Genomic DNA, 25,391 nt, shown 5'->3' with positions numbered 1-25,391 from the left:
GGCTACCACCGCATCCGCACCCCAAGGCTGCCGATCAGCCCATTGAGGTCATTGTCATCCACATCGCTGCTGTAATCCGCACTCACGAACAGCGCCACATTCGGCGTCACCCGGGCCACCAGGCCCAACCCTAATTCCACAGTGGTCGAGTACCGCGAGCTGGAGATCTTGTCGACCTGGTCCAGCTTCACCTCTTCAGCATTGCTGAAGTCATACCAGACGTTGGTGCGTACATAGGGTTCGATGGGCATGCCGCGCACTTCGTAGCGCCCGGACAATTTGGCACCGACCCGGCCGCTCCAGCTGGGCTGGCTGTCGAACGCCTGCAGCGTCTCTTCCTGCACGCGGCTGCCGGGGAAAAACTGCTGGTTGATCAACTGCGCCTGTGGCTCGATCACCCAACCGCCGCCCAAGCCGATCGGGAAGCCGCCTTCCAGGGAGAAGGTCATGGCATGGCCGCTGTCGTCCAGGCGCTGGCCGCTTTCGCCACGGCCATTGATATCGATGCGCGAACCCATGGCCACGGCATCCAGGTGCCAACCCCGTTCATGGGTCATGCTCCAGTACACCCCCAGGCTCTCGCCACTCAGGTTCACCGCATTGCGTTGCTTGTCGCCCAGCAGGGGGCGAATACCGTTGAAGCTGCTTTGCAGGTTGTTGTGGCCGACAAAAATCCCCGCGCGGTGCACATTGCCTGCGCCGGTCTCGCGCAGGAACAGGTCTGGGCCAACCAGCAGTTGCTGGCTGGGGGCTTCGAGCTGGTCAGGCGGTTGTGCACCGGTGCGCGTGGCACCCGGGAAAAACTGCGACCACTGGCTGGCGACCAGGTCCGGTGCCGCCTGCCCGTGGCGTTCGGTCATTTTCTCCGAAAACGCGTTCAATGTGCCGAGGCTCACGCCGCTGGCGCTGACCGGGTCGAGCGATAGCTGCGGCATCGCCGGTTGTTGTAGGAAGCTGGGAGAGGTCGGGTCGTCCTGCAGTTCGAACGCGAAAGTTTCCACTGGGGTTGCCAGAAGCAGCGACGTGGAAACCGCGTAGAAAATGCTGTCGAAGCACAAGGGATTCGAGGTTCTTTTCATGGCGGATCTCCGTTTATTTTTGTGGTACAGCCCAAGGACCTGGCCTGTTGTCACGAGCTGTACGGCAAAAACAGTGGGCGACCCAAACCAGCACGCCTGCTTTTGCAAACGCGCACGAAGGCGCGAGCTAGAGGCCCGGCGCGAGATCTTTACGACTAGATAATGTTCAGCTAAGGAGAGGGAGCGGCTTGCGTCAAGAAAGCGTGAAGGTTGTGTTCATTGCACATGATTTGGTTCAAGTGGCTGATTTGTTGAGTTAAATGGTCGGGTATAGCAAGGTTCGCTATTTGCGGATGCCTGGCTATGAAGAATGATTGCTACAGCTTGACCTCGACCGACAGCGGCAGATGGTCGGAGAGGTGCGTCCAAGGTTTGTGCCCCAGAATCTGCGGCGCATGGCTTTGCGCATTGCGCAGGTAGATGCGGTCCAGGCGCAGCAGCGGCATACGCGCCGGGTAGGTACGTGCGAGGTGGCCGTGGTGCCGTTCGAACGCTTCGTGCAGGTCGTTGCGCAGGCCCAGGGTGCGATTGCCGCGCAGCTTCCAGTCGTTGAAGTCGCCAGCGATGATAACGGGTGCACCTTCGGGCAGAGACTCGAGGAGCCTGCGCAGCAACTGCAGTTGCTGTTGGCGATGGCTCTCCAGCAGCGACAAGTGCACGCAGATGGCATGCACCTGGTGCGGGCCAGGTACATCGAGCACGCAATGCAGCAAGCCGCGGCGCTCGGGGCCGGTGATCGACACGTCGAGGTTGCGGTGCTCGATGATCGGGTATTTCGACAGCAGGGCGTTGCCGTGGTGGCCGTCGGGGTATACGGCGTTGCGGCCGTAGGCGAAGTCGCTCCACATGCTGTCAGCGAGAAATTCGTACTGGGACGTCTGCGGCCAGCCGGGGTAGCGCGCGGCGTGGCGATCGTGGCTGCCGAGCACCTCCTGCAAGAACACGATATCGGCCTGAGTACTGCGCACCGCTTCGCGCAGTTCCGGCAGGATGAAGCGTCGGTTGAAGGCGGTGAAGCCCTTGTGGGTGTTGACCGTCAGCACCCGCAGCCGGTGCACGGCTGGGGCCTGGTCAACAGTGGCGAAACCGGGGCTGCTGGCTTCGAGCTTCACAGGGGCTCCCACAAGGTCATCATCGGGGCGGTTTAATGCTAGGACCTGCCTAGGGTAGGTGGGTTCACTCGTCCTCGTGCTGCAACACCATCAACAACATCGAGCGCCCCTTCACCTCGAAGGTACTCTCGAACTGCAAGTGCTGGCCCTTGCGCAGCTCTGGCCGATCCGTGTCGACCAGGCAGCTCCAGTAGTCCCCGTCGGGCACCGCCGGCAGCTGGAACGGCACGGTGTCGTGGTGGGCATTGACGATCAGCAGCACCGTCGCCTCGGCGCCGGGCCGGGCGATGCCGCTGACCTGCGCGCGCCCGTCGATCAGCATGCCCAGGCAGCGGCCATGAGGGTCTTCCCACTGCTCGACGCTCATCTCGCTGCCATCCGGCGCCAGCCAGGTGACATCCTTGACCCCGATTGCCTCGTTGTAGTCGCCGACCAAAAAGCGTGAGCGGCGCAGCACCGGGTAGGCCAGGCGCAGCCGGGTCAGGCGCTTGACGAAGGCCAGCAGCGCGGTGCCGTCTTCGTCCAGGTCCCAGTTGACCCAGCCGATCTCGCTGTCCTGGCAATAGGCGTTGTTGTTGCCATGCTGGGTGCGGCTGAACTCGTCGCCAGCGACAATCATCGGCGTGCCCTGGGCGAACAGCAGGGTGGCGAAGAAGTTGCGCATCTGGCGCATGCGCAGGGCATTGATTTCAGGGTCTTCGGTAGGCCCTTCAGCGCCGCAGTTCCAGGACAGGTTGTTGTCGGTGCCGTCCTGGTTATTCTCGTCGTTGTCCTCGTTGTGCTTGCCGTTGTACGACACCAGGTCGCGCAAGGTGAAGCCATCGTGGGCGGTGACGAAATTGACCGAGGCATAGGGGCGCCGACCACGGTTGTTGAACATGTCCCCTGACGCGGTCATGCGCGAGGCGAAGTCGGCCAACTGGCCTTCGTCACCTTTCCAGAATGCCCGCACGGTGTCGCGGAAGCGGTCGTTCCACTCTGCCCAGCCCGGCGCGAAGTTACCCACCTGATAGCCGCCAGGGCCGCAGTCCCAAGGTTCGGCAATCAGTTTGACCTGGCTCAGCATCGGGTCCTGGCGGCACGCCACGAGGAAGCCGTGGCGTTCGCTGTAGCCGTCGTGGTAGCGGCCGAGGATGGTGGCCAGGTCGAAGCGGAAGCCATCCACATGCATCTCGCCGGCCCAGTAGCGCAGCGAGTCGGTGACCAGTTGCAGCACGCACGGGTGGCTCAGGTCGAGGGTATTGCCCGTGCCGGAGTCGTTGATGTAGTAACGCTTGTCGTCGGGCATCAGCCGGTAGTAGGAGGCGTTGTCGATGCCGCGCATGGACAGCGTCGGGCCACGCTCGTTGCCCTCGGCGGTGTGGTTGTAGACCACATCCAGGATCACCTCCAACCCGGCGTCATGCAGGTGCGCGACCATCTCCTTGAACTCGGCGATCTTGCCGCTAGCGAGGTAACGGGGGTGTGGTGCGAAGAAGGCGATGCTGTTGTAGCCCCAGTAATTGTTCAGGCCTTTGTCCAGCAGGTGCTGGTCGTTGACGAAGGCATGGATCGGCAGCAGCTCGATACTGGAAACGCCCAGCTCTTTGATGTGCTTGAGCAGCTCGTCGTTGGCCAGGCCAGCGAAGGTGCCGCGCAGTTCTTCCGGCACCGCCGGGTGGCGCATGCTGATGCCGCGGGTGTGGGCTTCGTAGAGGATGGTGCGCTCCCACGGCACCTGCACACGCTGATCGCGGCCCCAGGTGAAGGCCGGGTCGATGACTTTGCATTTGGGCACGAAGGGCGCGCTGTCGCGTTCATCGAACGACAGGTCGCCGTCGGGGTGGCCGATGGTGTAGCCGAACAGTGCCTCGGACCATTTCAGGCTGCCGACCAGTTGTTTGGCATACGGGTCGATCAGCAGCTTGTTGGGGTTGAAACGGTGGCCGTTCTCGGGCTCGTAAGGGCCGTAGACGCGGTAGCCGTAGACCAGCCCCGGGTGCGCGTCGGGCAGGTAGCCGTGGTAGATCTCGTCGGTGTATTCCGGCAGCTCGATGCGTTCGATTTCCTGCTCGCCGGTGGAGTCGAACAGGCACAGCTCGACCTTGGTGGCGTTGGCCGAGAACAGGGCGAAGTTGACCCCAAGCCCGTCCCAGGTGGCGCCAAGGGGGAAGGGCATGCCTTCGCGAATGCGCGAGGGGGCGACCGAGCGGGTTTTCTTCGGGGTACGGGGGCTCATGGCAGTCCTCGAGTGACCGTGGTGGAAGGGGGATATGTAGGCCTGACCGGGCCCCTTCGCGGGGCAAGCCCGCTCCCACAGGATCATCACCACGCTTGAGGCAGTGGGGGCCCTGTGGGAGCGGGCTTGCCCCGCGAAGGGGCCTGTTCAGGTTTAACCGGCGGCGGGCTTTTTCACCGCCCGGGGCTTCTTCGCAGCTGCAGGTTTTGCAACCGGTTCTGCCGCTACCTTCGGCTTGGCCGCCGCTTTCTTGCGCGGTGCTGCCTTGGGGGCAAGTGCTTCAGCTTCGGCAAGCTTGCGCGCCATCTCCCAGTGGCGTTCCTCCTCACCCACAGGCTTACCTTCCGATTCCCAGATCTGGTAGGCAAATTCACGGATACGTTTCTCATCGACACTCATCATGACGCTCCTGATGCTCAAGATTGTTGTATCAACACATTGACCGGAAATTCCGACAGTACGGCGCTCAACAGCAGCTCCTTTGTAGGGCTGACCGCAGCACTGGAGAAAAGTCCCGTCGAGTTGGCAGGCGACAAGGCAAACGGCAGTATCAGCCGGGTATCGTCCCAGTTATGGGCCGGGATCAACGGTGTAGGGGCGCCGCCGAGCAGGCTGCTGGCCAGGCGTGGCGCAATGACAATGGCGCGTTCGTCGTCACCCAGGCGGGCAAAGGCCAGCACCTTGTCGGCATGCCGACCCTGCACGTTCAGCGGCAGGTAGGCGCCACGCCGGAACAGCTCGGCATGCGCCTGGCGGCAGTCCAGCACCCGCGCGATCAAGGCCTGCTTGATGCGGCCGTCGCGCCAGTGCGCCAGCAACTCGGCGGGGGTAGTGGCGTCGTCCAGGGTGCGGCGCCTGAGCGCGTAATCGACGGGGCGGCGGTTGTCCGGGTCGACCAGGCTGAAGTCCCAGTATTCGTTACCCTGGTACAGGTCGGGCACGCCGGGCACGGTCATGCGCAACAGCGTCTGGACCAACCCATTGAGTGCGCCAGGGCAGGCGATGAGCTGGGCGGCATCGGCCACGGACTTGCGCAACTGCTGGTTCTCGTCATCCAGCAGCAGGCCGTCGATGTAGCTGGCGCAGGCGGCCTCGTAGGCCTCGTTCGGGGCATTCCAGCTGCTGCGCAACTTGGCTTCACGCAGGGCCTTCTGTTGCCATTGCCGCAGGCGCTCGGCGTACTGGCGCAGGGCGCCGTCATCGTGTGGGTCCAGGTTCAGCGGCCAACTGCCCAGCAGCGTCTGCAGCAGCATCAGCTCATCGCCAGGGCTGGGGGCCAGGCCGTCGTCCAGTTGCGCCCGCAGCGGCGCCGCCAACTCGCGCCAATGCTCCACCCGGCTGGCCAGCCACGGGCCGCGTTCGCTGAGCACGGCCAGGCGGGCGCGGGTGTCTTCGCCGCGCTTGTGGTCATGGGTGGCGGTGGCCAGCAGGCTGTCGGGGAAGTCGCGCAGGCGCCGCTGGGCTTCGTTGTGGAACACTTCGCTGCCTGCGCTGAAACGCTCGGCCTCGAAGCCCACATCGTTGCGCGACAGCAACCGGGCGCTGCGGTAGAACGCCGTGTCTTCCACGGCCTTGGCGGCGCTGGGCGCGGTCAGTTGCTGGAAGCGCACACAGGCATGGCGCAAGTGCTTGCGTGGCCGGCCCGGTGGCAGGCGGCGCCAGGGCTGGCCACCGAGCCACTGTTCGAGCTGGTCGAGCAGCGGCCAGTCCGCTTCGCTGAGGTCTTGGCGGGCATTGGCCAAGGCTTGCTGGAAGAAGGCTTCATCTTCTGCAGGGCGGCCGCAGGCGTTGAAGTAGGTGCGGTACACCGGGTAGTGCGCGACCAGTGCCTGCAACGCCCGGCGGATTGCGCCTAGGGTCAGGTCGCGGGTCATCAGGTCGTCGCGGGCCACCTGCAGCAAGGCCTGGGCCACCGATTCGCAGTCACCGGCCAGGCTGGCATTGAGCACCAGGTGGCGTGCCAGGCGCACTTCCTCGGGGAAGTCTGGGCGCTCGCTGACGTTGGCCCACAATTCGGTTAACGGCGCCTCGCCGGCCGGGTCGTGTTGCAACAGCGAGACCTGGTTCATGAACTCGTAGCCGGTGGTGCCGTCGGTAAGCCAGTCTTGGTGCAGGTGCTCGTCGGCGCCGAGGATTTTTTCCACGTAGAGAGGGAAGTGTTCCAGCGCCGCGTTCAGTGGCCGCCGCGCCAACAGGCTGTCGACCCGGCGGCGCAGCTTGCGGCAATAGCCGCGGGGGTCGGCCAGGCCGTCGATATGGTCGATGCGCAGGCCATCCACCAGGCCGCGCTCGATCAGCTCGAACAGCTTGGCGTGGGTGGCCTCGAACACCGCTGCACGCTCGACCCGCAGGCCGCCCAGCTCGTTGATGTCGAAGAAGCGCCGCCAGTTGATGTCGTCGGCGGCGGTGCGCCAGCTGGCCAGGCGATAGGTCTGGCGTTCAAGCAGCAGGTGCAGGCGTTTGAGGCCGGCCTCGCTGCGGCTATCGAACGCGATGAGGGCCGATTCGAGGTCGGCGCCGTCGTTTACCAGGCGCGCCAGCTCAGCCTGCAAGGGCAGGGCATCGTTCAGCGGTTGGGCACTGTCGCTCAGCGCGGTGAAGTGCGCGGCCAACGCCTGCAAGGCGGGCTCAGGGCTTTGCGCGAGGATCCAGCCATAGTCGATTGGGCAGATCGGGAAGCGATGATCGTAATGGGCAACTTCCAGCACGCCGTGCTGATTGTCGAAGGTCAGCGGGATCTCGCCTTGCTTCAAGGCTGCGCCGTAGTCGCTGCCGAGGAAGGGCAGCAGTAACTGGCCGGCCAGCAGCGGGTCGCTGGAGTGCCACTGAATGTCGAAAAACTCCGCATACGGGCTGCGCCGGCCCCAGGCCAGCAGGCTTTGCCACCAGGGGTTGTCGGCACCGCCCACGGCCATGTGGTTGGACACGGTGTCGAGGATCAGCCCCATGCCGTGCTGGCGCAGGGCGGCGACCAGGCGCTGCAGCGCCGCCTCGCCGCCGAGCTCCGGGTTGACCTGGGTCGGGTCGACCACGTCGTAGCCATGGCGTGAGCCGGCGCGGGCTTTGAGGATCGGCGAGGCATACAGGTGGCTGATGCCTAACTGGGCGAAATACGGCACCAGCGGCACCGCGTGGTCGAGGGTGAAGTCGCTGTGAAATTGCAGGCGTAAGGTCGCGGTCAGGGGTTTCATCGGTCACGCTCCCAGGCTTGTTCGCGGGCCTGGGCCAGCAGTTCCAGGCGCCGTGCGGCGTCTTCGTCGTCGAGCAGTTCGCGCACCGGCAGAGCAAAGCGCCGGCGCCAGTTGGGGTGGCCTGCGGTGGTGCCAGGCAGGTTGGGTTGCTCGTCGCAGCCCAGCAGGTCTTCGAGGGGCACCAGCACCAGTGGGGCGCGGGTGTGGCCGACGTAGCGGATGGCGGCGTCGATCACCGCGTCGTTATCGGGTAGCGGGCCGTAGTTGGCCTCCAGGGTGCGGCGCAGGCCGTTGTGTTCTTTTTGGCGGTCGTGGCGCCAGTGCAGTTCGTTGGCGGCATCGATCAAGTGCAGGCGATGGAACCAGTCGATGTCGCGGTTTTCCAGCCAGCCGGCCAGCGGCGCCAGGTCATGGGTGCCGGTGGTGGCCAGGGCGCTGTCGGGCCAGTCGAGAATGGGCTTGAAGTGGCCAGGTTGGGTCTGTTCGAAAGGCAGCACGCGCATGCCCAGCACGGCCTTGTCGGCCAGCTGTTCGCGCAGGCCTTCGGGCACGGTGCCGAGGTCTTCGCCGAGGATGACCGCCTGGTGCCGAACCGATTCCAGCGCCAGCAGGCGCAGCAGGTCGTCGAGCGGGTAATTCAGGTAAGCGCCTTCGCTGGGTTTGGCGCCACGCGGGATCAACCACAGCCGGCGCAGGCCCATGACGTGGTCGATGCGCAGGCCGCCGGCGTGGGCGAGGTTGGCCCGCAGCATCTCGATGAACGCGCGGTAGCCGTTGCGTTTGAGGCCTTCGGGCGAGAACGCACAAATACCCCAGTCCTGCCCCGAACGGTTGAGAATGTCGGGCGGCGCGCCGACCTTGAGGTTGGCCAGCAACTCGTCCTGGCGGCTCCAGGCCTGGCTGCCGGCGCCGTCGGCACCCACCGCCAGGTCAGCGATCAGGCCAATGGTCATGCCATTGCCCCGCGCGGCCTCCTGGGCGCGCTGCAGGCTACGTTCGGTCAGCCACTGGCAAAAGGCGTGGAACTCGACCTTGGCCGGGTAGGCGTTGGCGAAGGCCTCGACTTCGGGGTGGTAGGGGTCGTGCCAGGCGCGGGGCCAATTGCGCCAGTCAGCGCCCAGGCCATGCTCCACCGCTTGCGCTTGCAACACTTCGAAGCGGCAATGGTGTTCCAGGGCTTGGCCGGCGGCCGCGCGGTAGCTGTCGAAGTCCTTGCGCAGCGGGTGGTCGCCCTGGCTGAAGTCCTGGTACAGGGCTTCGAGCAGGCGCAGGCGAGCAGCAGCGGCGCGCGGCCAGTCGACCAGCGGCTGCTGCTCGAGGTCTTCGAGCACCTGTTCCAAGCCGCAGGCTTCGATCGCCATGCGTACGGCGCGCTCGCCGAACAGCGCGGCTGGGCTGGCATAGAGGGTATTGAGCAACAGGCGGCTGGACGGCGAGTAGGGGCTGTAATGCTCCTGGTCGATGGCCGAGAGCGCATGAATCGGGCTGATCGCCAAGGCATCGGCGCCGCGCTCGGCGGCGGTGCGCGCCAGTTGTTCCAGTGCCAGGCAGTCGCCATAGCCACCATCGCCAGTGCGCCGCAGGCTGTACAGCTGCACGGCCAGGCCCCAACAGCGTGGGGGCGGTTGCGCAACGCTGTCGGCCAGGCTGTAGCAGCGTGAAGGCGCCACGGCCACGGTGCAGGTGCGGCCGTCGATTTCCAGTGCGTGGTAGCCGAGGGGCAGCTCGGCAGCCAGGCGCCCCTGGTTGTCCAGGGTAAGGGTGCGCTGGCTGTTGTCTTCCAAGGTGCAACGCACGGTGCTGTTGGCGCTGAAGTAGCGGCCCAGCGCCAGGGGTTGGCCAAGCTCGACGGTCAACAAGGGCGGCAGGTGTTCGCTGTCTTCGGCGGCCTCCACGGCGCGCAGGCTGGCTTGGATGGCGTTTTCGTCGGCGGCGGGGTGGCCGAGGCCTTCGAGGACATTGCGCAGTACGTCATCGCTGACTCGCTGCGGCCGGGCATTGGCATCGATCCAGTCGCGGCTAAGCCCGACGCGGGCCGCCAAACGGTGCAGGGCGGTTTCGCTCATGGGCGCTCCTGGCCAGGGGGAAGCAGGCTGACCACGCAGCTGTACGCGGCCAGGGACGTATCGGGGTGGCGGGTGTCACTGCTGTCGAACAGCCGGCTTTCGGCGGGCGGCAGCGCGACGGCTTGGGGGCTTGCGGACAGGTTGAGGTCAATGCGCAAGGTGTTGCCGTCGCCCAACTGCCAACGTGCGGTCAGCGCTTTGTCGCCGTGCACGTCAACGCCCAGCGCGCGGCTGCCCGGCAAGTGCGGGATGACGTGGCGGCGGCGCAAGTCGAGCAACTGATGATAGAGGCCATGCCAACCGGCAATGACGTCCTTGTTTTGCGGCCGTGACGAGGCAAAGGTCTGTGCGGCATTGGGGTCGGGGATGCGTTCACGCTGCTCGGGGTCGGCGAACGCGGCGAAGTGGGCAAACTCGCCCCGCCGGCCTTCGCGCACCGCATCGGCCAATTCGTCATGGAAGTCGGTAAAGAACAGGAACGGGCTGCAACTGCCATCCTCCTCGCCCATGAACAACAACGGGATCATCGGCGCCAGCAGCAACAGGCCGGTGGCTGCCCGCAAAGCCTGCGGCGGGCAGAGGCGGGTCAGGCGCTCACCCAGTGCGCGATTGCCGATTTGGTCGTGGTTTTGCAAGAACAGCACGAATGCGCTGGGCTCAAGATGCCCGCTTGGCTCGCCCCGTGGCGTGCCATGGCGGTTGGCCTGGCCCTGGAACACGAAGCCTTCCGACAGGCAGCGGGCCAACTGGTCGATGGGGCGGTGTTTATAGTCGGCGTAGTAGCCTTCGGTTTCGCCGGTGAGCAGCACGTGCAGGGCGTTGTGGCCATCGTCGTTCCACTGGGCATCGAAACCCTGCTCCAGCAAAAAGGCTTGGTTGTGCTCGTTCTCCAGCACCAGCCAGATATGCCGGCCGGGCGCCACGGCAGCACGCACCCGTTGCGCCAGCTCGACCAGAAAGTCCGGCTGGTCGATGGCATGCACCGCATCCAGGCGCAGGCCGTCGCAGCGGTAGTCGCACAGCCACATCAAGGCGTTCTGGATGAAAAACTCGCGCACTTCTGCGCGGCGGAAGTCGATCGCCGCGCCCCAGGGCGTTTGCCGGTCTTCGCGAAAGAACGGGCTGGCGTACTGGTGCAGGTAATTGCCATCCGGGCCAAAGTGGTTGTAGACCACGTCCACCAACACCATCAACCCTTCGCCGTGCGCCTGGTCGACCAGCGCGCACAGTTGCTGCGGGGTGCCGTAGGTGTTTTGCGGCGCGAACGGCAGCACGCCGTCGTAACCCCAATTGCGTTCGCCCGGGAACTGCCCCAGCGGCATCAGCTCGATGGCGCTGATGCCGATTTCGGCCAGGCGCGGCAACTGCCGGGCAACCCCGGTGTAGCCGTCCAGCACGCCGACGTGCAATTCCTGGATGACCGCCTCATGCCACGGCCGGCCCTGCCAAGGGTGTTGCCAGGCATAGCTGGCAACATCCACCACCTCGCTGGGCCCTTGCACCCCTTCGGGTTGGTAGCGCGACGCGGGGTCGGCGACCAGCAATGTGCCGTCCACCCGGTAACGATACCGATCACCGGCCTGACACGGGGCATCCCCCGTGTACCAGCCATCATTGTCGGGCAGCAGTGCTACAGCAGGCTGCTGCTCCAATTCCACGCTCACGCTGCGCGCATCCGGCGCCCAGAGGGCGAAGCGCGCCGACGTGGCGTCCAGCAAGTGTGCGCCATGCCTGTGCATCTTCGGTTCTCCGCTCAGTAATGGCTGACCTGTGCCTGCTTGACCAAGTCCTCGTAAAGGCGGGCGTAGGGTTCCACCGCCTGGCACCAGTTGAACGGCTGGGTCATCGACAGGCAGCGCATGGCGTTGAGCAGGTCTTTCTTGCCGTAGACATAGAAGGCGCGGCTGAGCGCCTCACGGTAGCTCTCGACGGTCGATTCGTTGAACAGGAAGCCGGTGACACCGCACTCGATGGTGTCGGCCAGGCCACCGGTATTACGCGCCACCGGTAGCGACCCGAAGCGCTGCGCGTACATCTGGCTGAGGCCGCATGGCTCATAGCGCGAGGGCATCAGCAGGAAATCACTGCCGGCGAACATGCGCCGGGCATCGGTTTCGTTGAAGCCGATGCGCACGCCGATGCGGCCTGGGTGACGCAGCGCCAGTTCGCGCATGGCCTGTTCTTCTTCCGGCTCGCCACGGCCGATAATCGCGATCTGCCCGCCTTGCTCGACGATGTAGTCGGCCACGCCCAGGGTCAGGTCCAGGCCTTTCTGGTAGACCAGGCGCGAGACCACGGCAAACAACGGCCCTTCGGAAGGCTCCAGCTCGAACAACTGGCGCACTGCTTCGGTGTTACGCGCCTTGCCGGCCCAGTCGTTGATGCTGAAGTTGTGTTGCAGGTGTTTGTCGGTGGCCGAATCCCAGCTTTCGTCGATGCCATTGGGAATGCCGCCCAGCAGGCCTTGCTGGGCCTTGGCCGAGAGGAAACCATCCAGGCCGCAGCCAAACTCCGGCGTGGTGATTTCCCGGGCATAGGTGGCGCTGACCGTGGTGATGTGGCTGGAGTAGGCCAGGCCCGCCTTGAGGAACGACAGCTTGCCGTAGAACTCCATGCCTTCTTGCTGCATGGCATGCTCGGGGATCGCCAGTTCCGGGCTGCAGCCACGGCTATAGACGCCCTGGTAGGCCAGGTTGTGAATGGTGAACAGGGTCGGCGTGTTCAGCCCGCGCCAATGCATGTAGGCGGGCGCCAGGCCGGCGGGCCAGTCGTGGGCATGCACCACTTCGGGCTTCCAGTGGATCATGCCTTCGCCTGCGGCAATTTCGGCGGCGGCCAAGCCCAGGCGGGCGAAGCGGATGTGGTTATCGGGCCAGTCGCGACCATTGTTGGCACCATAGGGAGTGCCATCACGCTGGTACAACTCAGGGCAGATCAACACATAGATGACCAGGCCGTCAGCCAGGTCCATGCGCCCGATCTTGCACGGCGGCAGCGCCGCATGGCCGCCCAATTCGCCGACAATGTGAATCGGGTTGTCGCTTTCCATCACCTGGCGGTAGCCGGGGATCAATACCCGTACATCATGCAGATGCGCCAAGGCGCGGGGCAGGGCGGCGGAAACATCGCCCAGGCCGCCGGTCTTGACCAGGTCGGCGATCTCCGAGGTGACGAACAGAATCTTGCGTTTGTTCGGGTTGTGCTGGCGCTGGGCGCCGGGTGCCTTGCCTGTCGTGGCGAAATCCGGGGTAAGCGGTTCGCGGTTGTCCGGGTTGAATGAATCTACGTGAGGCTCGACAGCGGCACTGATCATACTTCTCTCCGTCCCTATGCTTGGCCGGGTGCTGGCACCCGTGGTGTTATCTCGTGTTGGTTCTCTCTAATACAAAACTGTGTAGTGCCATCCATGCCCCTGAGTCGTGCGCACAGGCTCAACGCGATCAGCATTCCGGCCGACGGCGATTGGACTGATTGGGGTTGGCGGGCCCTGGTGGGGAAGCCCCCTTTGCACGTGCCCTACTTAATTGCTGACCCACCGCCGTTTGTGAAAGTTCGACTTTTCTACGTCACTCTTCCTCTGAGCAAATGGCGGGCCGAATGCTGAGTGTAGGAGAGAAGAAGTAAAAAAGGTGACCCACTGGTCACTTTCGTTATGGCTGATTTAGACGCAAACGTTGGCGAATGTGACTGGATGTGAACAGGGATGATCGAGGGTGGGGCAGGCGGGAAGGGCGGCGCGTCGTCATGGGGCGCGTGCGTGTTTTCTCGCCCTCTTATGGGGCGGGTAAAACACGCAATTTGCTGGTGTCTTGCTAAGGCGACCTCAGCTTTGTGGCAACAGTGAGGAATGGTGGTGGCTGATCAGCCAGGCCTGCCCGTCCCAGCGGTAGGTGAAGGTGTAGCGCGCGGGTACCTGCTTGCCGTTGGCGGCAAAGTCGAAGGTATACAGCCCTGCCAGGGTCATCTTGTTGCAGCCAGGGGTCAGGTGAAGCGTGTCCAGCGTGCCACTTGGCCGATCAGCAAGAAAGTGCTCAAAGTAGTCGATTCGCTCGTCGGGGGTCAGCCGAGGCACCTTCGACACCGTGGGCAGCAATACCGCATCGTCGCTGTACAGTTTGGCGACGGCCGCCGCATCGCCAGTCTGCAGGCTGGCATTCCATTGCTCGAACAAGGCGCGGGACTCGGCCTCAGTCAGCGTCTGGCATTGTTGTGGCGGGTTTGTTTGTGGCGTGCTCGCCTGCGCCGGCAGGCAGGCGATGAGCAGGGCGGCAGGGAGCAAATAGGCAACGGGGGACATACGCGTATCCATCGGCGGATGCAGGCTCCGGAGCGGGCCTGCGGCGGATGCTACGGTAAGGAGGGCGTGCCCCCGTCAACGAGTAGAAAGTTCGTCAGCGGCTGACGGATTTTTCGCCAATATTGGCTTGTTCCAGCATTTGGCTGAGTTGCGCGACACGTTGTTGCAGCTGATCGCGTTCTTGCTTCAGGCGGGCCAGTTCATCACGGCGCACTGAGACGTAGAGTGTCTGGATGGGAGTCGCTGGCATCAAAGTACCCATTGCACACCTCGCAATTGGTGGAGACATTTTCAAGCGTAGTCGCTTCATGCGGGGCGCATTCTGAATTCTTTCACCGCCCGTGGGAACTTTTTTGTTTATCGTGGTCTTGCCGTTCGTCGCTGAACCCTTCGGCGGTACGCTGGACTAATCTGAAACGCTGAACTGTAGTCGTCATCTATTTCGCAAGGGGAGCATCGGCTCATGCAATTGGGAATCGTCGGGCTGGGCCGCATGGGCGGCAATATTGCAAGGCGCCTGATGCGCGCCGGCCACCGCACCGTGGTGCACGACCGCAACCGTGACGCCATTGTGGGGCTGGAGGGCGAGGGAGCCCAAGGTGCGCACGACCTCGGTGCACTGGTACAGAAACTCAAGGCACCGCGCGCGGTGTGGGTGATGCTGCCGGCCGGGGAGCCTACCGAGCAGACCATCGCCCAACTGGCCGAGCTGCTGGAACCGGGCGATGCGATCATCGACGGTGGCAACACCTTCTATAAAGACGACATGCGCCGTGCGGGCGAACTGGCCAAACGTGGCCTGCATTACCTGGACGTCGGCACCTCAGGGGGTGTGTGGGGCCTGGACCGTGGCTACTGCATGATGATCGGTGGCGAAAAGGACGTGTTCGAACGCCTCGAGCCGCTGTTCAAGGCGTTGGCACCCGGCGTTGGCGACATCCCGCGTACCCATGGCCGCGAAGGCGAGCACCAGCGCGCCGAGCATGGCTACATTCATGCAGGCCCGCCCGGTGCCGGTCACTACGTGAAAATGGTCCACAACGGCATCGAATACGGCCTGATGCAGGCCTACGCCGAAGGCTTCGATTTGCTGCGCAGCAAAGGCGGCAACGAGCTGCCGGAAGACCAGCGTTTCGACCTCAACGTGGCCGAAATCGCTGAAGTCTGGCGTCGTGGCAGTGTGGTGACCTCGTGGCTGCTCGACCTCACTGCCGACGCCTTGGTGGCCGACCCGCAGTTGGCGCAGTTCAGTGGTTCGGTGTCGGACAGTGGCGAAGGCCGCTGGACCATCGACGCCGCCGTTGAGCAAGCTGTGCCAGTGCCAGTGCTGTCTAGCGCGCTGTTTGCACGCTTCCGCTCGCGCCAGCAGCAAGGCACTTACGGTGACAAGATCCTCTCGGCCATGCGCCTGGGCTTCGGTGGCCATGTCGAGAAGAAAGGCGAATGACTAAACAGACGATCCCAGCTGCACCGCCTTGTACCTTGTTTCTGTTTGGCGCCAATGGCGACCTGGTCAAGCGCCTGCTGATGCCGGCGCTGTACAACCTTAGCCGCGACGGGTTGCTGGACCGCAACCTGCGCATTGTCGGCGTCGACCACAATGCGGCCACTGCCGAAGCGTTCGCCGACCGCCTGCACGCGTTCATGCTGGAGCGGGACAAGGGCAGTGAGGGGGACGCCAAGTGCCTGGACGAAAAGCTCTGGGCGCGCCTGGCCAAACAGCTGGACTACCAGACCGGCGACTTTCTGGACCCGGCCACTTACCAGGCCATCGCCAAACGCATCGACGCGACCCGGCATGGCAACGCGATTTTCTACCTGGCGACATCGCCACGCTTCTTCCCCGAAGTGGCCCAACGCCTGGGCCAGGCCGGCTTGCTCGACGAGTCCGGCGGGGGCTTCCGTCGGGTCGTGGTGGAGAAGCCTTTCGGGACCGACCTTGCCAGCGCCGAGGCACTCAATGCCTGTTTGCTGAAGGTGATGGGCGAGCGGCAGATCTACCGCATCGACCATTACCTGGGTAAAGAGACGGTGCAGAACATCCTGGTCAGCCGCTTCTCCAACGGCCTGTTCGAGTCGTTCTGGAACAACCACTACATCGATCATGTGCAAATCACCGCCGCCGAGACCGTTGGCGTCGAGACCCGGGGTGCGTTCTATGACAACACCGGGGCCCTGCGCGACATGGTCCCCAACCACTTGTTCCAGCTGTTGGCGATGGTCGCCATGGAGCCGCCGGCTGCCTTTGGCGCCGATGCGGTACGTGGTGAAAAGGCCAAGGTGATCGGTGCCATTCGCCCGTGGTCGACGAAGATGGCGCTGAAGAACTCCGTGCGCGGTCAGTACAGCGCTGGCAAGCAGGGGCGCAAGCGCTTGGCCGGTTACCACCAGGAGGCCAACGTAGCGCAAAACAGCCAGACCGAAACCTACGTGGCGCTGAAGGTGATGATCGACAACTGGCGCTGGGCCGGCGTGCCGTTCTACCTGCGTACCGGCAAGCGCATGAGCGTGCGCGACACCGAGATTGCCATCTGCTTCAAGCCTGCGCCGTATGCGCAGTTTCGCGAGTCGGAGCTGGAACGGCCCAAACCCAACTACCTGAAAATCCAGATCCAGCCCAATGAGGGCATGTGGTTCGACTTGCAGGCCAAGCGCCCAGGGCCGGAGCTGGTGATGGAGAATGTCGAGCTGGGTTTTGCCTACAAAGACTTCTTCAAGATGACCCCGGCGACGGGCTACGAGACGCTGATCTACGACTGCCTGACCGGCGATCAGACCTTGTTCCAGCGCGCCGACAACATCGAGAACGGCTGGCGCGCGGTGCAGCCGTTTCTCGACGCCTGGGCCAAGGAGGGCGAGGTGCATGAATACCCGGCGGGTGAGGATGGGCCCGAGGCTGGCAATGAACTGCTGACCCGGGACAAGCGGGAATGGCACCGCCTGGGGTGACCTGATCAAGCGGTGTTGCCTGTGCCGGCCTCTTCGCGGGCAAGCCCGCTCCCACAGTCTTGAGCACTGTGCAGAACCTGTAGGAGCGGGCTTGCCCGCGAAGAGGCCAGTACAGGCAACAGACCCGGCCAATTGAAAGGAGATCCAATGCCCGCAGCTATCGAAGACTACGCCCTGCTCGGCAATTGCCGCAGCGCCGCCCTGGTCAGCCGGGATGGCTCGCTCGACTGGCTGTGCCTGCCGCGCTTCGACGCCCCGGCGGTATTCGCAGCGCTGCTAGGCAACGATGAAAACGGCCGTTGGCGCCTGGCCCCCTGCGACCCGGTCGAACACACCAGCCGGCAATACCTCGACGACACCCTGGTACTGGAAACCACCTGGGTCACCGCCTCAGGCCGGGCCCGCGTGCTGGACTTGATGCCTTTGAGCGAGGTCAACTCGGTCATCCGCATCGTCGAGGGGCTTGCTGGCGAAACCAACTTCGAAATGGACCTGGTGATGCGTTTCGACTACGGCCGCAGCGTGCCGTGGGTGGAACGGCTCGACCCCTTGACCCTCAGCGCCGTCGCTGGCCCAGACCGGCTGATCCTCAGCAGCACCGTGCCCCCGCATGCCCGCGACCACCACACCGTTGCACGTTTTCGCGTGCGTGCCGGTGAACGCCAGGTCTTCAGCCTGCGCCACCAGCCCTCGCACCTGCCTGTTCAGCCCGATTGCGATGTCGACACCGCGCTGGGGCAAACCATCGACCAATGGCAGGCCTTTGCCGCCCGCTGCCCGGAGGTCGGCCCTTATACCGCCCGGGTGCGTCGTTCGCTGCTCACGCTCAAGGCGATGACCTACGCGCCCACCGGCGGGATCGTTGCCGCGGTTACCACGTCGCTGCCCGAACGTATCGGCGGTGAACGCAACTGGGACTACCGCTTCTGCTGGCTGCGCGACGCCACCATGACCTTGTTGGCGTTCATGAACCTTGGCTACTTCGACGAAGCCCAGGCCTGGCGTGAATGGCTGCTGCGTTCGGTCGCCGGCAACCCCGAGCAGATGCAGATCATGTACGGCCTGGCCGGCGAGCGCGACTTGCAGGAATACACCTTGCCGTGGTTGGCCGGTTACGAGCACTCGCAGCCGGTGCGGGTGGGCAACGCGGCGTCGGGGCAGCGGCAGCTGGATATCTACGGCGAACTGGCCGATGCCATGAGCCAAGCAATCAAAGGCGGTTTGCCCCGCCACCCACGCAGCGCCGCGATTGCCCGGTTGATCCTGCCGTATGTCGAGCGCATCTGGCGCGAGCCCGATGAAGGTATCTGGGAAGTGCGCGGCGGCCGGCAGCATTTCGTGCACTCCAAGGTGATGGCCTGGGTGGCATTCGACCGCGCCGCAGGGTTGGCCGACACCACCGAAGAAGACCGCGCGCGCGGGCGGCATTACCGCCAGGTGGCGGATGAGATCCATCGGGACGTGTGTGAGAACGGGTTGGATCCCAGCGGCACATTTTTCGTGCAGGCCTATGGCGCCAACGAGTTGGACGCCAGCCTGCTGCACATCGCCTTGACCGGTTTTTTGCCAGCGGATGACCCTCGTTTTCTGCGCACCCTGCAGGAAATCGAGCAGCGCCTGCTGAAAAATGGCCTGCTGTTGCGCTATGACACCGACAGCTGCAGCGATGGCCTGACCCCAGGCGAGGGCACCTTCCTGGTGTGTTCGTTCTGGCTCGCCGACGTCTATGTCCTGCTGGGCCGGCAAGCGCAGGCGCAAGCCTTGTACGAACGGCTGAGCGGCCTGTGCAACGACCTCGGCTTGCTGGCGGAACAGTACGACCCGGCCGGCAAGCGAATGCTGGGTAACTTCCCGCAGGCGTTCAGCCATATCGGCATCATCAACACGGCACTGAACCTGCACCGTGCGCAGTGCCCGGCGCGGGACCGGGCGCGGTGTGGATAGTGTGCTACCCGCATGTGTTCTGGTCTCAATCAGTGTGTGACGCATGACGTCACATGTGATACTTTGCCATGTGTGATGCATAGGATCACGCTATGCCTGTCCCCCAAATGGACGCGGCGAGCTACCCATGATCATCAGTCAGTCAGTGTTTCGGGTAACTGGCGGCTGATTTTTCGTTTTGTGGGTTCGGATGTCGAACTGGTTGATTACCTTGATTATCACTGAACAGGAGGGCTGATCATGCCTTTGCACAATCCGCCACACCCCGGCGAAACCTTGCGTGAGGACGTTCTGCCGGCGTTGGGCCTGACGGTGAAAGCCTTTGCGTCGCACCTGGGGTTCTCGCGTGAAGCGCTTTCTCGGGTGTTGCATGGCCGTGCCGCAATGTCTCCAGACCTCGCATTACGCCTGGAAATGGCCGGTATCAGTACGGCCAGGCTCTGGCTTGCCATCCAGGCCGATTACGACATTTGGCAAGCGCGTCACCGTCAGCAGCCCGTGGTCACGCGATTGTTCCAGGCTGCCTGATTCGATTGGGCGAAACGACCGGAGTAGACTGGGGCAATTACCTCTCTCAGCAAGGACTATGCATGAGCGTTCGTGGCCACGATCGGCAGATCGACAACATCGAATTCAACGTCGGCGATATCGCACGGAGCAAGGCGTTTTATGGCAGCGCGTTCGGCTGGCGTTTCACCGATTACGGGCCTAGTTACACGGAGTTCAGCGATGGTCGCCTGACCGGGGGCTTTACCACGGGTGAGCCGGTGCGCCCGGGTGGCCCGCTGGTCATCCTGTATGCGGACGATCTGGAGGCAACGCAGCAGCGGATTGAGGCGGCGGGGGCGGTGATCAGCCGGGCGACGTTTGCGTTCCCGGGGGGCCGCCGGTTCCATTTCGTGGACCCGGACGGCTATGAGCTGGCGGTGTGGACGGCCCAACCTTAATGGCCAACCACAAGATCGAGATCCGTCGGCGCAATATCGAGAAGATTCTTCAGGCAGCAGAAAAGGTATTCGCCGAAAAAGGCTACGGCGCTACCTCTATGGGCGACATCGCCGAACAGGCCGAGTTGCCGCGCTCCAACCTGCATTACTACTTCAGTACCAAGGACGAACTGTTCCGCGCGGTGCTGCAGGACCTGCTAGACGTGTGGAAACAGGACGCGCTGTGCTTCGAAAATTTCGATGACCCGCGGGTGGTGCTCACCAGTTACATCCGGGCCAAGATGGGCCACTCGCGCTCGCGCTCGTTGGGATCCAAGATCTGGGCTGAAGAAATGCTGCACGGGGCGCCTGTGCTGGGCGTGAGCCTGGATGAAAGCCTGGTGCCATGGGCAAAGCTGAAGGAGGCCAAGATCCGCCGTTGGGTGGAAGAGGGCCGCATCTTGCCGGTGGAGCCGTCTGCACTGCTGTACATGATCTGGGCATCGACCCAGCATTATGCGGACTTCGGTTATCAGGTGGCGTTGCTCAATGGCGGCGAGGCATTGTCGGACAGGGCGTTTGAAAACGCGGTGCAGACGGTGACCAGCGTCATCCTGCGCGGCATTGGTTTGGAACCTTGAATATGACCTTGAGTGAACGGGCTGTACGCAGCATCCACGATGTACATGATCTGATCCATGCGGTATTCACCCGGCCCGCTGCGCAGACCGAGGCGCTTCGCAGCGAGTTGATGGCGGTGTTTGCCGACAACTTCAGTATGGTCACCACGACGGGCGCGATTGTTGATCACCAGCAGGTGGGGCAGTTGTTCGAGCGGGGGGCCGGCGTTCGACCAGGGCTGGAAATCGAGGTCAGTGAGGTGCAGGTAGTGTGGCAGGCGGGTGCGAGTGTGGCGGTGCGCTACAAGGAGACCCACCGCTTGCCGGGGCAGGAGACTGCGCGGTATTCGTTGGCGATTGTGGAGTGTGACGAGCAGCGGGTGGTGTGGGTGTACTTGCATGAGACAGCGGTGGTTTGACTATAGTTGGGGCCGCTTCGCAGCCCTTCGCGGGGCAAGCCCGCTCCCACAGGATTTCTGCCTGCCTGAAAAAGCACACAACGCCTGTGGGAGCGGGCTTGCCCCGCGAAGGGCCGCGCAGCGGCCCCGGCCTATTCAGCCTCAGCTCGCCTCGCGATAGGGGTTACGCGGATCCTGTGTCCAGTTCAGGTAAGGCTTGCCGGTATCCTGCGCCACCATGTCGATGCAGTTTTCCACCGGGCAGGTGATCTGGCACAGGTTGCAGCCCACGCATTCCTCCTCGATCACGCTGTAGACGTGGGTGCCGTCGGCCTTGGCCGTGCTGGCAATGGCCTGGTGCGAGGTGTCTTCGCAGGCGATATGGCAACGACCGCACCCTATGCAGGCGTCCTGGTCAATGTGCGCCACTGACTTGTAGTTGATGTCCAGGTACTTCCAGTCAGTGGTGTGCCCCACCGCCTGGCCTCTGAACGCTTCCAGGTTACGGTGCCCATGCTGGTCCATCCAGCGCGCCAGGCCATCTTTCATGTCTTCGACAATGCGGAACCCGTGCAGCATCGCTGCCGTGCATACCTGCACGGCGCCACTGCCCAGGGCAATGAACTCGGCCGCGTCTCGCCAGTTGCCGATGCCGCCGATGCCACAGATGGGCAAGCCGCGTGTTTCCGGGTCGCGGGCGATTTCCGCGACCATGTTCAGCGCGATCGGCTTGACCGCCGACCCGCAATAGCCGCCATGGGTGCTCTGGTCGCCGACTATCGGGTGGGCCACCATGCGGTCCAGGTCCACGCTGGTGATCGAGTTGATGGTGTTGATCAACGACACCGCATCCGCCCCGCCACGGTGCGCGGCGCGGGCCGACTGGCGAATGTCGGTGATGTTGGGTGTGAGCTTTACGATCACCGGCAGGGCGCAATAGGTCTTGCACCAGCGGGTGACCATCTCCACATATTCCGGTACCTGGCCGACTGCTGCGCCCATGCCGCGCTCAGGCATGCCGTGGGGGCAGCCGAAGTTCAGCTCGATACCATCTGCGCCCGTGGCCTCCACCAGAGGCAGGATGAACTTCCAGGATTCTTCCTCGCACGGCACCATCAACGACACGATTAGCGCACGGTCGGGCCAGTCCTTCTTCACCTGGGTGATCTCGCGCAGGTTGATCTCCAGCGAGCGGTCGGTGATCAGTTCGATGTTGTTGATCCCCTGCACCTGGCGGTTGGGGCCGTAGTGCGCCGAGTAGCGCGACGACACGTTGACCGCCGCCGGGTCTTCGCCCAGGGTTTTCCAGACCACACCGCCCCAGCCAGCCTCGAAGGCGCGGACCACGTTGTAGGCCTTGTCGGTGGGGGGCGCCGAGGCCAGCCAGAACGGGTTGGGTGCCTTGATGCCGGCAAATTCGATAGACAAGTCGGCCATTTACGCTGCCTCCACGTTGAGCATGAGTTGGGCATGGATGGCTTCAGCGGCCAGCTTGCCGTGCTGCACAGCCTGGACGGTGAGGTCTTGGCCCAGGGCGGTACAGTCGCCGCCCGCGTAGACGCCCGCCAGGCTGGTGCGCATGTGCGCATCGACGCGGATGCGTTCACCCTCGCGGGCCAGCTGCGCCGCCACGGGGTCGGCGAGGCTGGCGTCATCGAAGCGTTGGCCGATGGCCTTGAAGATCGCATCGGCGGCCAGCTCGAAGGTTTCGCCGGTGTCGCGCAGGCGCCCGTCGGCAAGCTCGGTGCGGGCGAAGCGCATGCCGCGCACCTGGCCGGCATCGTCCAGCAGTACCGCCTCGGGGCGCGCCCAGGTGTGCAGGCGCACTTGGTTGGCCTTGGCGATGTCTTGCTCGTGATCGGTGGCGCCCATGTCGGCGTGGCCGCGGCGGTAAACCAGGTTGACGTCACGGGCGCCCAGGCGGCTCATCTGCACGGCCATGTCGATGGCGGTGTTGCCGGCGCCAATCACCAGGCAGCGGTCGGCCAGCGGCAGTTGGCTCAGGTCATCGGCCTGGCGCAGTTCGCGGATGTACTGCGTGGCGGCGAGCACCCCAGGTGCCTCTTCATCGGCCAAGCCGAGCTGGCGCACCGCATTCAGGCCCAGGCCCAGGAACACCGCGTCGTATTGATCGCGCAGCTCGCCCAGGCCAAGGTTGTCCCCCAGGCGTTGGCCGTGGCGGATTTCGATGCCACCGATGCCCAGCAGGAATTCCACTTCGCGCTGGGCGTAGTCGTCTACCAGTTTGTAGCGGGCGATACCGAATTCGTTGAGGCCACCGGCTTTTTCGCAGGCTTCGAACACCACCACGTCATGCCCATGCATGGCCAGGCGGTGCGCGCAGGACAACCCCGCAGGGCCGGCGCCGACCACGGCGATGCGCTTGCCGGTAGCGGGGGAGCGGGTGAAGGGGTGCTCGGTGAAGTGCGCGTTGTCCAGCGCATAGCGTTGCAACTGGCCAATCAGCACCGGTGCGCATTCTTGGGCGTTGTTGCGTACGCAGGCCTGTTGGCAGAGGATTTCGGTCGGGCAGACACGGGCGCAACTGCCGCCGAGAATATTGGCCGAGAGAATGCGTTCGGCGGCGCCTTGCAGGTTCTCGTCACTGATGCGGTGGATGAACGAGGGAATGTCGATTTCGCTGGGGCACGCATTGACGCAGGGCGCGTCGTAGCAATACAGGCAGCGTGCGCTCTCCACGGCGGCCTGGCGGGCGGTGAGGGGAGGGGCGAGATCGCCGAAGCGCTCGGCCAGCTGGTCGGCGCCGGCCCGGGGGCGCGGCAAGTGGTTCAGGGCATCGATCACGGTTGTAGCCTCTCTTTTCTTTTTTGGATGTGGCAGTCAACGGCAATACGGCGCCGCCCGGCCTCTTCAGGGCCGGTACGGCAGTGCAGGTGCAGTGCGGGTAATGCTCAGCGCTGAACGGGTGTCGGGCGCTGTTGCTCGGCGCGGCGGCCCAACACCTCGTACACCGAGGGGTAGGCCGGGCGCTCCACGTAACGACCGGCGCCAGGCTCGGCGCGCAAATCGCCATCGGCCCACAGCACACGGCCCTGGCTGATGGTGTGGCTGGGGATGCCGCGAACGGTGCGGCCTTCGAAAATGTTGAAGTCCACACGCTGGTGGTGGGTTTGCGCCGAAATCGTCCGCGTGCCCTGCGGGTCCCACAGCACCAGGTCAGCGTCGGCACCGACGCGAATCGCGCCCTTGCGCGGGAACAGGTTGAAGATCTTGGCCGTGTTGGTGGAGGTCAGCGCGACGAATTCCTGCATCGACAAGCGCCCACTGTTGACTCCGGCATCCCACAGCACCGCCATGCGGTCTTCGATACCGGCGGTGCCATTGGGGATGCGGCTGAAGTCATCGCGGCCCATGGCCTTTTGTTCGGCGCAGAAGCAGCAGTGGTCGGTGGCGGTGGTGTGCAGGTTGCCCGACTGCAGGCCGCGCCACAGGGCTTCCTGGTGTTCCCGCGGGCGGAAGGGCGGGCTCATTACATAGCCTGCGGCCGTGGCCCAATCCGGATTGCGGTAGACGCTGTCGTCGAGCAGCAGGTGGCCTGGCAGTACCTCACCGTACACCGGCTGGCCTTTGGCCCGAGCGTAGGTGATCTCGTCCAGGGCTTCGCGGCTCGAGATGTGCACCACATACAGCGGCGTACCGATGGTTTCGGCAATACGGATAGCACGGCTGGCCGCCTCGCCTTCGACCTGCGAAGGGCGCGACAGCGGGTGTGCCTCTGGCCCGGTCAGGCCTTGGGCCAGCAGCTTGTTCTGCAGGTGGTAGACCAGCTCGCCGTTCTCGGCATGCACGGTAGGCACCGCGCCCAGTTGCAGGCAGCGCTCGAAGCTGGCGACCAAGGTATCGTCGGCCGCCATGATGGCGTTCTTGTACGCCATGAAGTGCTTGAAGCTGTTCACCCCGTGGTTGGCCACCAGCTCGCCCATCTCTTCTGCGACCTGCTCGCTCCACCAGGTGATGGCGACGTGGAAGCCGTAGTCGCAGGCACTCTTTTGCGCCCAGCCACGCCAGGTGTGAAAGGCCTCCAGCAATGATTGCTGCGGGTTGGGTATGACGAAGTCGATGATGGAGGTGGTACCACCGGCCAGGCCGGCAGCGGTGCCGCTGAAGAAGTCTTCGCTGGCCACGGTGCCCATAAAGGGCAGTTGCATGTGGGTGTGCGGGTCGATGCCGCCGGGCATCAGGTACTGGCCACTGCCGTCGAGGATTTCGCAGTCGGTGGGCGGTTCGAGGTTTGCGCCTATGGCCGCTATCAGGCCATCGACACACAGGACATCGGCGGTGTAACGCTCTTCGTGGGTGATCACGGTGGCACCACGGATCAACAGGGACATGCCGTCTTCCTCGCAGGCTGACCGGTCTGAGCCGGTTCTTGAATTGTTATACGCCAGTGACTGCCGGTGATCGAAGGGTAGCCTACAATCCTGTCAGGCCTGACAAGAATGGAATCTAGATGGTGATTTGGGATTGTTCAAGAAAATAATTTATGAGCTTAGAACTTTTGTAACTTATTGATATTTAAACAATTATTGTTTTAATCACCAAAATGGTGAGGCCTTTCACCATTTTGACG

The 25,391-nt window shown here is 63.9% G+C and carries 20 protein-coding genes and 1 pseudogene; 8 read left to right on the top strand and 13 right to left on the bottom strand.

Going from position 1 to position 25,391, the window contains the following annotated elements; all coding sequences use genetic code 11:
* Positions 1–2: 2 nt before the first annotated feature.
* From ACMCNM_RS20980 to ACMCNM_RS20935, 10 genes are all read right to left on the bottom strand, one after another.
* Positions 3–1,079 carry an autotransporter outer membrane beta-barrel domain-containing protein gene (locus ACMCNM_RS20980; RefSeq protein ID WP_186703732.1) on the bottom strand — a complete coding sequence of 359 codons (1,077 nt, stop codon included), beginning with the start codon at positions 1,077–1,079 and terminating at the stop codon, positions 3–5.
* 317 nt (positions 1,080–1,396) lie between these two features.
* Positions 1,397–2,191 (bottom strand): endonuclease/exonuclease/phosphatase family protein, encoded by a 795-nt coding sequence (locus tag ACMCNM_RS20975; protein WP_085272611.1) that lies wholly within the window; start codon positions 2,189–2,191, stop codon positions 1,397–1,399.
* A gap of 64 nt (positions 2,192–2,255) precedes the next feature.
* The gene (glgX, locus tag ACMCNM_RS20970) at positions 2,256–4,409 is read right to left on the bottom strand and encodes a glycogen debranching protein GlgX (protein ID WP_186680864.1); all 2,154 of its coding nucleotides are present in this window, start codon (positions 4,407–4,409) and stop codon (positions 2,256–2,258) included.
* 153 nt (positions 4,410–4,562) lie between these two features.
* A complete protein-coding gene (locus ACMCNM_RS20965; protein WP_264309397.1) occupies positions 4,563–4,811 on the bottom strand; it encodes a DUF2934 domain-containing protein in 249 nt (82 codons plus the stop codon).
* Positions 4,812–4,825: 14 nt separating this feature from the next.
* On the bottom strand, positions 4,826–7,600 hold the full coding sequence (locus tag ACMCNM_RS20960; RefSeq protein WP_412765333.1) for a malto-oligosyltrehalose synthase: 2,775 nt from the start codon (positions 7,598–7,600) through the stop codon (positions 4,826–4,828).
* Positions 7,597–9,666, bottom strand: coding sequence for a 4-alpha-glucanotransferase (gene malQ, locus ACMCNM_RS20955; RefSeq protein ID WP_412765332.1), 2,070 nt, complete (start codon positions 9,664–9,666; stop codon positions 7,597–7,599). The genes ACMCNM_RS20960 and malQ overlap by 4 nt, the downstream gene beginning before the upstream one ends.
* On the bottom strand, positions 9,663–11,405 hold the full coding sequence (gene treZ, locus ACMCNM_RS20950; protein ID WP_412765331.1) for a malto-oligosyltrehalose trehalohydrolase: 1,743 nt from the start codon (positions 11,403–11,405) through the stop codon (positions 9,663–9,665). The genes malQ and treZ overlap by 4 nt, the downstream gene beginning before the upstream one ends.
* A 14-nt stretch (positions 11,406–11,419) precedes the next feature.
* The gene (gene glgA, locus ACMCNM_RS20945) at positions 11,420–12,979 is read right to left on the bottom strand and encodes a glycogen synthase GlgA (RefSeq protein ID WP_099428793.1); all 1,560 of its coding nucleotides are present in this window, start codon (positions 12,977–12,979) and stop codon (positions 11,420–11,422) included.
* Between the two features lie 510 nt (positions 12,980–13,489).
* Positions 13,490–13,963, bottom strand: a complete 474-nt coding sequence (locus ACMCNM_RS20940; RefSeq protein WP_186680876.1) for an SgcJ/EcaC family oxidoreductase — start codon at positions 13,961–13,963, stop codon at positions 13,490–13,492.
* 94 nt (positions 13,964–14,057) lie between these two features.
* Positions 14,058–14,225: a DUF6026 family protein gene (locus ACMCNM_RS20935; RefSeq protein WP_177323874.1), complete on the bottom strand. Its 168-nt coding sequence runs from the start codon at positions 14,223–14,225 to the stop codon at positions 14,058–14,060.
* A 201-nt stretch (positions 14,226–14,426) separates the two neighbouring features.
* Between ACMCNM_RS20935 and gnd the strand changes: the two genes are divergently transcribed.
* The 8 genes and pseudogenes from gnd to ACMCNM_RS20895 all read left to right on the top strand — a co-directional run bounded on the left by gnd (position 14,427) and on the right by ACMCNM_RS20895 (position 20,821).
* Positions 14,427–15,410 (top strand): phosphogluconate dehydrogenase (NAD(+)-dependent, decarboxylating), encoded by a 984-nt coding sequence (gene gnd / locus ACMCNM_RS20930; RefSeq protein ID WP_186680879.1) that lies wholly within the window; start codon positions 14,427–14,429, stop codon positions 15,408–15,410.
* Complete coding sequence (gene zwf, locus ACMCNM_RS20925) at positions 15,407–16,912, top strand: glucose-6-phosphate dehydrogenase (protein WP_412765330.1); 1,506 nt, start codon at positions 15,407–15,409, stop codon at positions 16,910–16,912. The genes gnd and zwf overlap by 4 nt, the downstream gene beginning before the upstream one ends.
* Before the next feature lie 147 nt (positions 16,913–17,059).
* Entirely contained in the window at positions 17,060–18,856 is a 1,797-nt protein-coding gene (locus tag ACMCNM_RS20920) for a glycoside hydrolase family 15 protein (protein WP_412765329.1), read from the top strand.
* Between the two features lie 138 nt (positions 18,857–18,994).
* Positions 18,995–19,081, top strand: a pseudogene (locus tag ACMCNM_RS20915) (Killer protein); the annotation flags it as partial.
* A 15-nt stretch (positions 19,082–19,096) separates the two neighbouring features.
* Positions 19,097–19,384, top strand: coding sequence for a HigA family addiction module antitoxin (locus ACMCNM_RS20910; protein WP_099428796.1), 288 nt, complete (start codon positions 19,097–19,099; stop codon positions 19,382–19,384).
* Positions 19,385–19,446: 62 nt separating this feature from the next.
* A complete protein-coding gene (locus ACMCNM_RS20905) occupies positions 19,447–19,803 on the top strand; it encodes a VOC family protein (protein ID WP_412765328.1) in 357 nt (118 codons plus the stop codon).
* Positions 19,803–20,423, top strand: coding sequence for a TetR/AcrR family transcriptional regulator (locus tag ACMCNM_RS20900; RefSeq protein WP_027592763.1), 621 nt, complete (start codon positions 19,803–19,805; stop codon positions 20,421–20,423). Before ACMCNM_RS20905 ends, ACMCNM_RS20900 begins: the two co-directional genes overlap by 1 nt.
* Before the next feature lie 2 nt (positions 20,424–20,425).
* The gene (locus ACMCNM_RS20895; protein ID WP_412765327.1) at positions 20,426–20,821 is read left to right on the top strand and encodes a DUF4440 domain-containing protein; all 396 of its coding nucleotides are present in this window, start codon (positions 20,426–20,428) and stop codon (positions 20,819–20,821) included.
* A gap of 141 nt (positions 20,822–20,962) precedes the next feature.
* On the opposite strand, the gene preA is transcribed toward ACMCNM_RS20895, so the two are convergent.
* The 3 genes from preA to hydA all read right to left on the bottom strand — a co-directional run bounded on the left by preA (position 20,963) and on the right by hydA (position 25,152).
* A complete protein-coding gene (gene preA / locus ACMCNM_RS20890; protein ID WP_085272989.1) occupies positions 20,963–22,237 on the bottom strand; it encodes an NAD-dependent dihydropyrimidine dehydrogenase subunit PreA in 1,275 nt (424 codons plus the stop codon).
* A complete protein-coding gene (locus ACMCNM_RS20885; protein WP_412765326.1) occupies positions 22,238–23,605 on the bottom strand; it encodes an NAD(P)-dependent oxidoreductase in 1,368 nt (455 codons plus the stop codon).
* Positions 23,606–23,712: 107 nt separating this feature from the next.
* Positions 23,713–25,152: a dihydropyrimidinase gene (hydA, locus tag ACMCNM_RS20880; RefSeq protein WP_027592759.1), complete on the bottom strand. Its 1,440-nt coding sequence runs from the start codon at positions 25,150–25,152 to the stop codon at positions 23,713–23,715.
* Positions 25,153–25,391: the final 239 nt, after the last annotated feature.

Origin of the sequence: Pseudomonas sp. NGC7, assembly GCF_047159675.1 — a bacterium.
Taxonomy (GTDB): domain Bacteria; phylum Pseudomonadota; class Gammaproteobacteria; order Pseudomonadales; family Pseudomonadaceae; genus Aquipseudomonas; species Aquipseudomonas kermanshahensis.
This window is presented reverse-complemented; position numbering and strand designations above follow the sequence as displayed.

Coding starts and splice junctions, on each gene's coding strand:
- ACMCNM_RS20910 (WP_099428796.1), top strand. CDS start 19,097: ATGCCTTTGCACAATCCGCCACACCCCGGCGAAACCTTGCGTGAGGAC.
- ACMCNM_RS20940 (WP_186680876.1), bottom strand. CDS start 13,963: ATGTCCCCCGTTGCCTATTTGCTCCCTGCCGCCCTGCTCATCGCCTGC.
- glgX (WP_186680864.1), bottom strand. CDS start 4,409: ATGAGCCCCCGTACCCCGAAGAAAACCCGCTCGGTCGCCCCCTCGCGC.
- ACMCNM_RS20980 (WP_186703732.1), bottom strand. CDS start 1,079: ATGAAAAGAACCTCGAATCCCTTGTGCTTCGACAGCATTTTCTACGCG.
- ACMCNM_RS20895 (WP_412765327.1), top strand. CDS start 20,426: ATGACCTTGAGTGAACGGGCTGTACGCAGCATCCACGATGTACATGAT.
- treZ (WP_412765331.1), bottom strand. CDS start 11,405: ATGCACAGGCATGGCGCACACTTGCTGGACGCCACGTCGGCGCGCTTC.
- glgA (WP_099428793.1), bottom strand. CDS start 12,979: ATGATCAGTGCCGCTGTCGAGCCTCACGTAGATTCATTCAACCCGGAC.
- gnd (WP_186680879.1), top strand. CDS start 14,427: ATGCAATTGGGAATCGTCGGGCTGGGCCGCATGGGCGGCAATATTGCA.
- malQ (WP_412765332.1), bottom strand. CDS start 9,666: ATGAGCGAAACCGCCCTGCACCGTTTGGCGGCCCGCGTCGGGCTTAGC.
- hydA (WP_027592759.1), bottom strand. CDS start 25,152: ATGTCCCTGTTGATCCGTGGTGCCACCGTGATCACCCACGAAGAGCGT.
- ACMCNM_RS20900 (WP_027592763.1), top strand. CDS start 19,803: ATGGCCAACCACAAGATCGAGATCCGTCGGCGCAATATCGAGAAGATT.
- ACMCNM_RS20920 (WP_412765329.1), top strand. CDS start 17,060: ATGCCCGCAGCTATCGAAGACTACGCCCTGCTCGGCAATTGCCGCAGC.
- preA (WP_085272989.1), bottom strand. CDS start 22,237: ATGGCCGACTTGTCTATCGAATTTGCCGGCATCAAGGCACCCAACCCG.
- ACMCNM_RS20965 (WP_264309397.1), bottom strand. CDS start 4,811: ATGATGAGTGTCGATGAGAAACGTATCCGTGAATTTGCCTACCAGATC.
- zwf (WP_412765330.1), top strand. CDS start 15,407: ATGACTAAACAGACGATCCCAGCTGCACCGCCTTGTACCTTGTTTCTG.
- ACMCNM_RS20960 (WP_412765333.1), bottom strand. CDS start 7,600: ATGAAACCCCTGACCGCGACCTTACGCCTGCAATTTCACAGCGACTTC.
- ACMCNM_RS20935 (WP_177323874.1), bottom strand. CDS start 14,225: ATGGGTACTTTGATGCCAGCGACTCCCATCCAGACACTCTACGTCTCA.
- ACMCNM_RS20905 (WP_412765328.1), top strand. CDS start 19,447: ATGAGCGTTCGTGGCCACGATCGGCAGATCGACAACATCGAATTCAAC.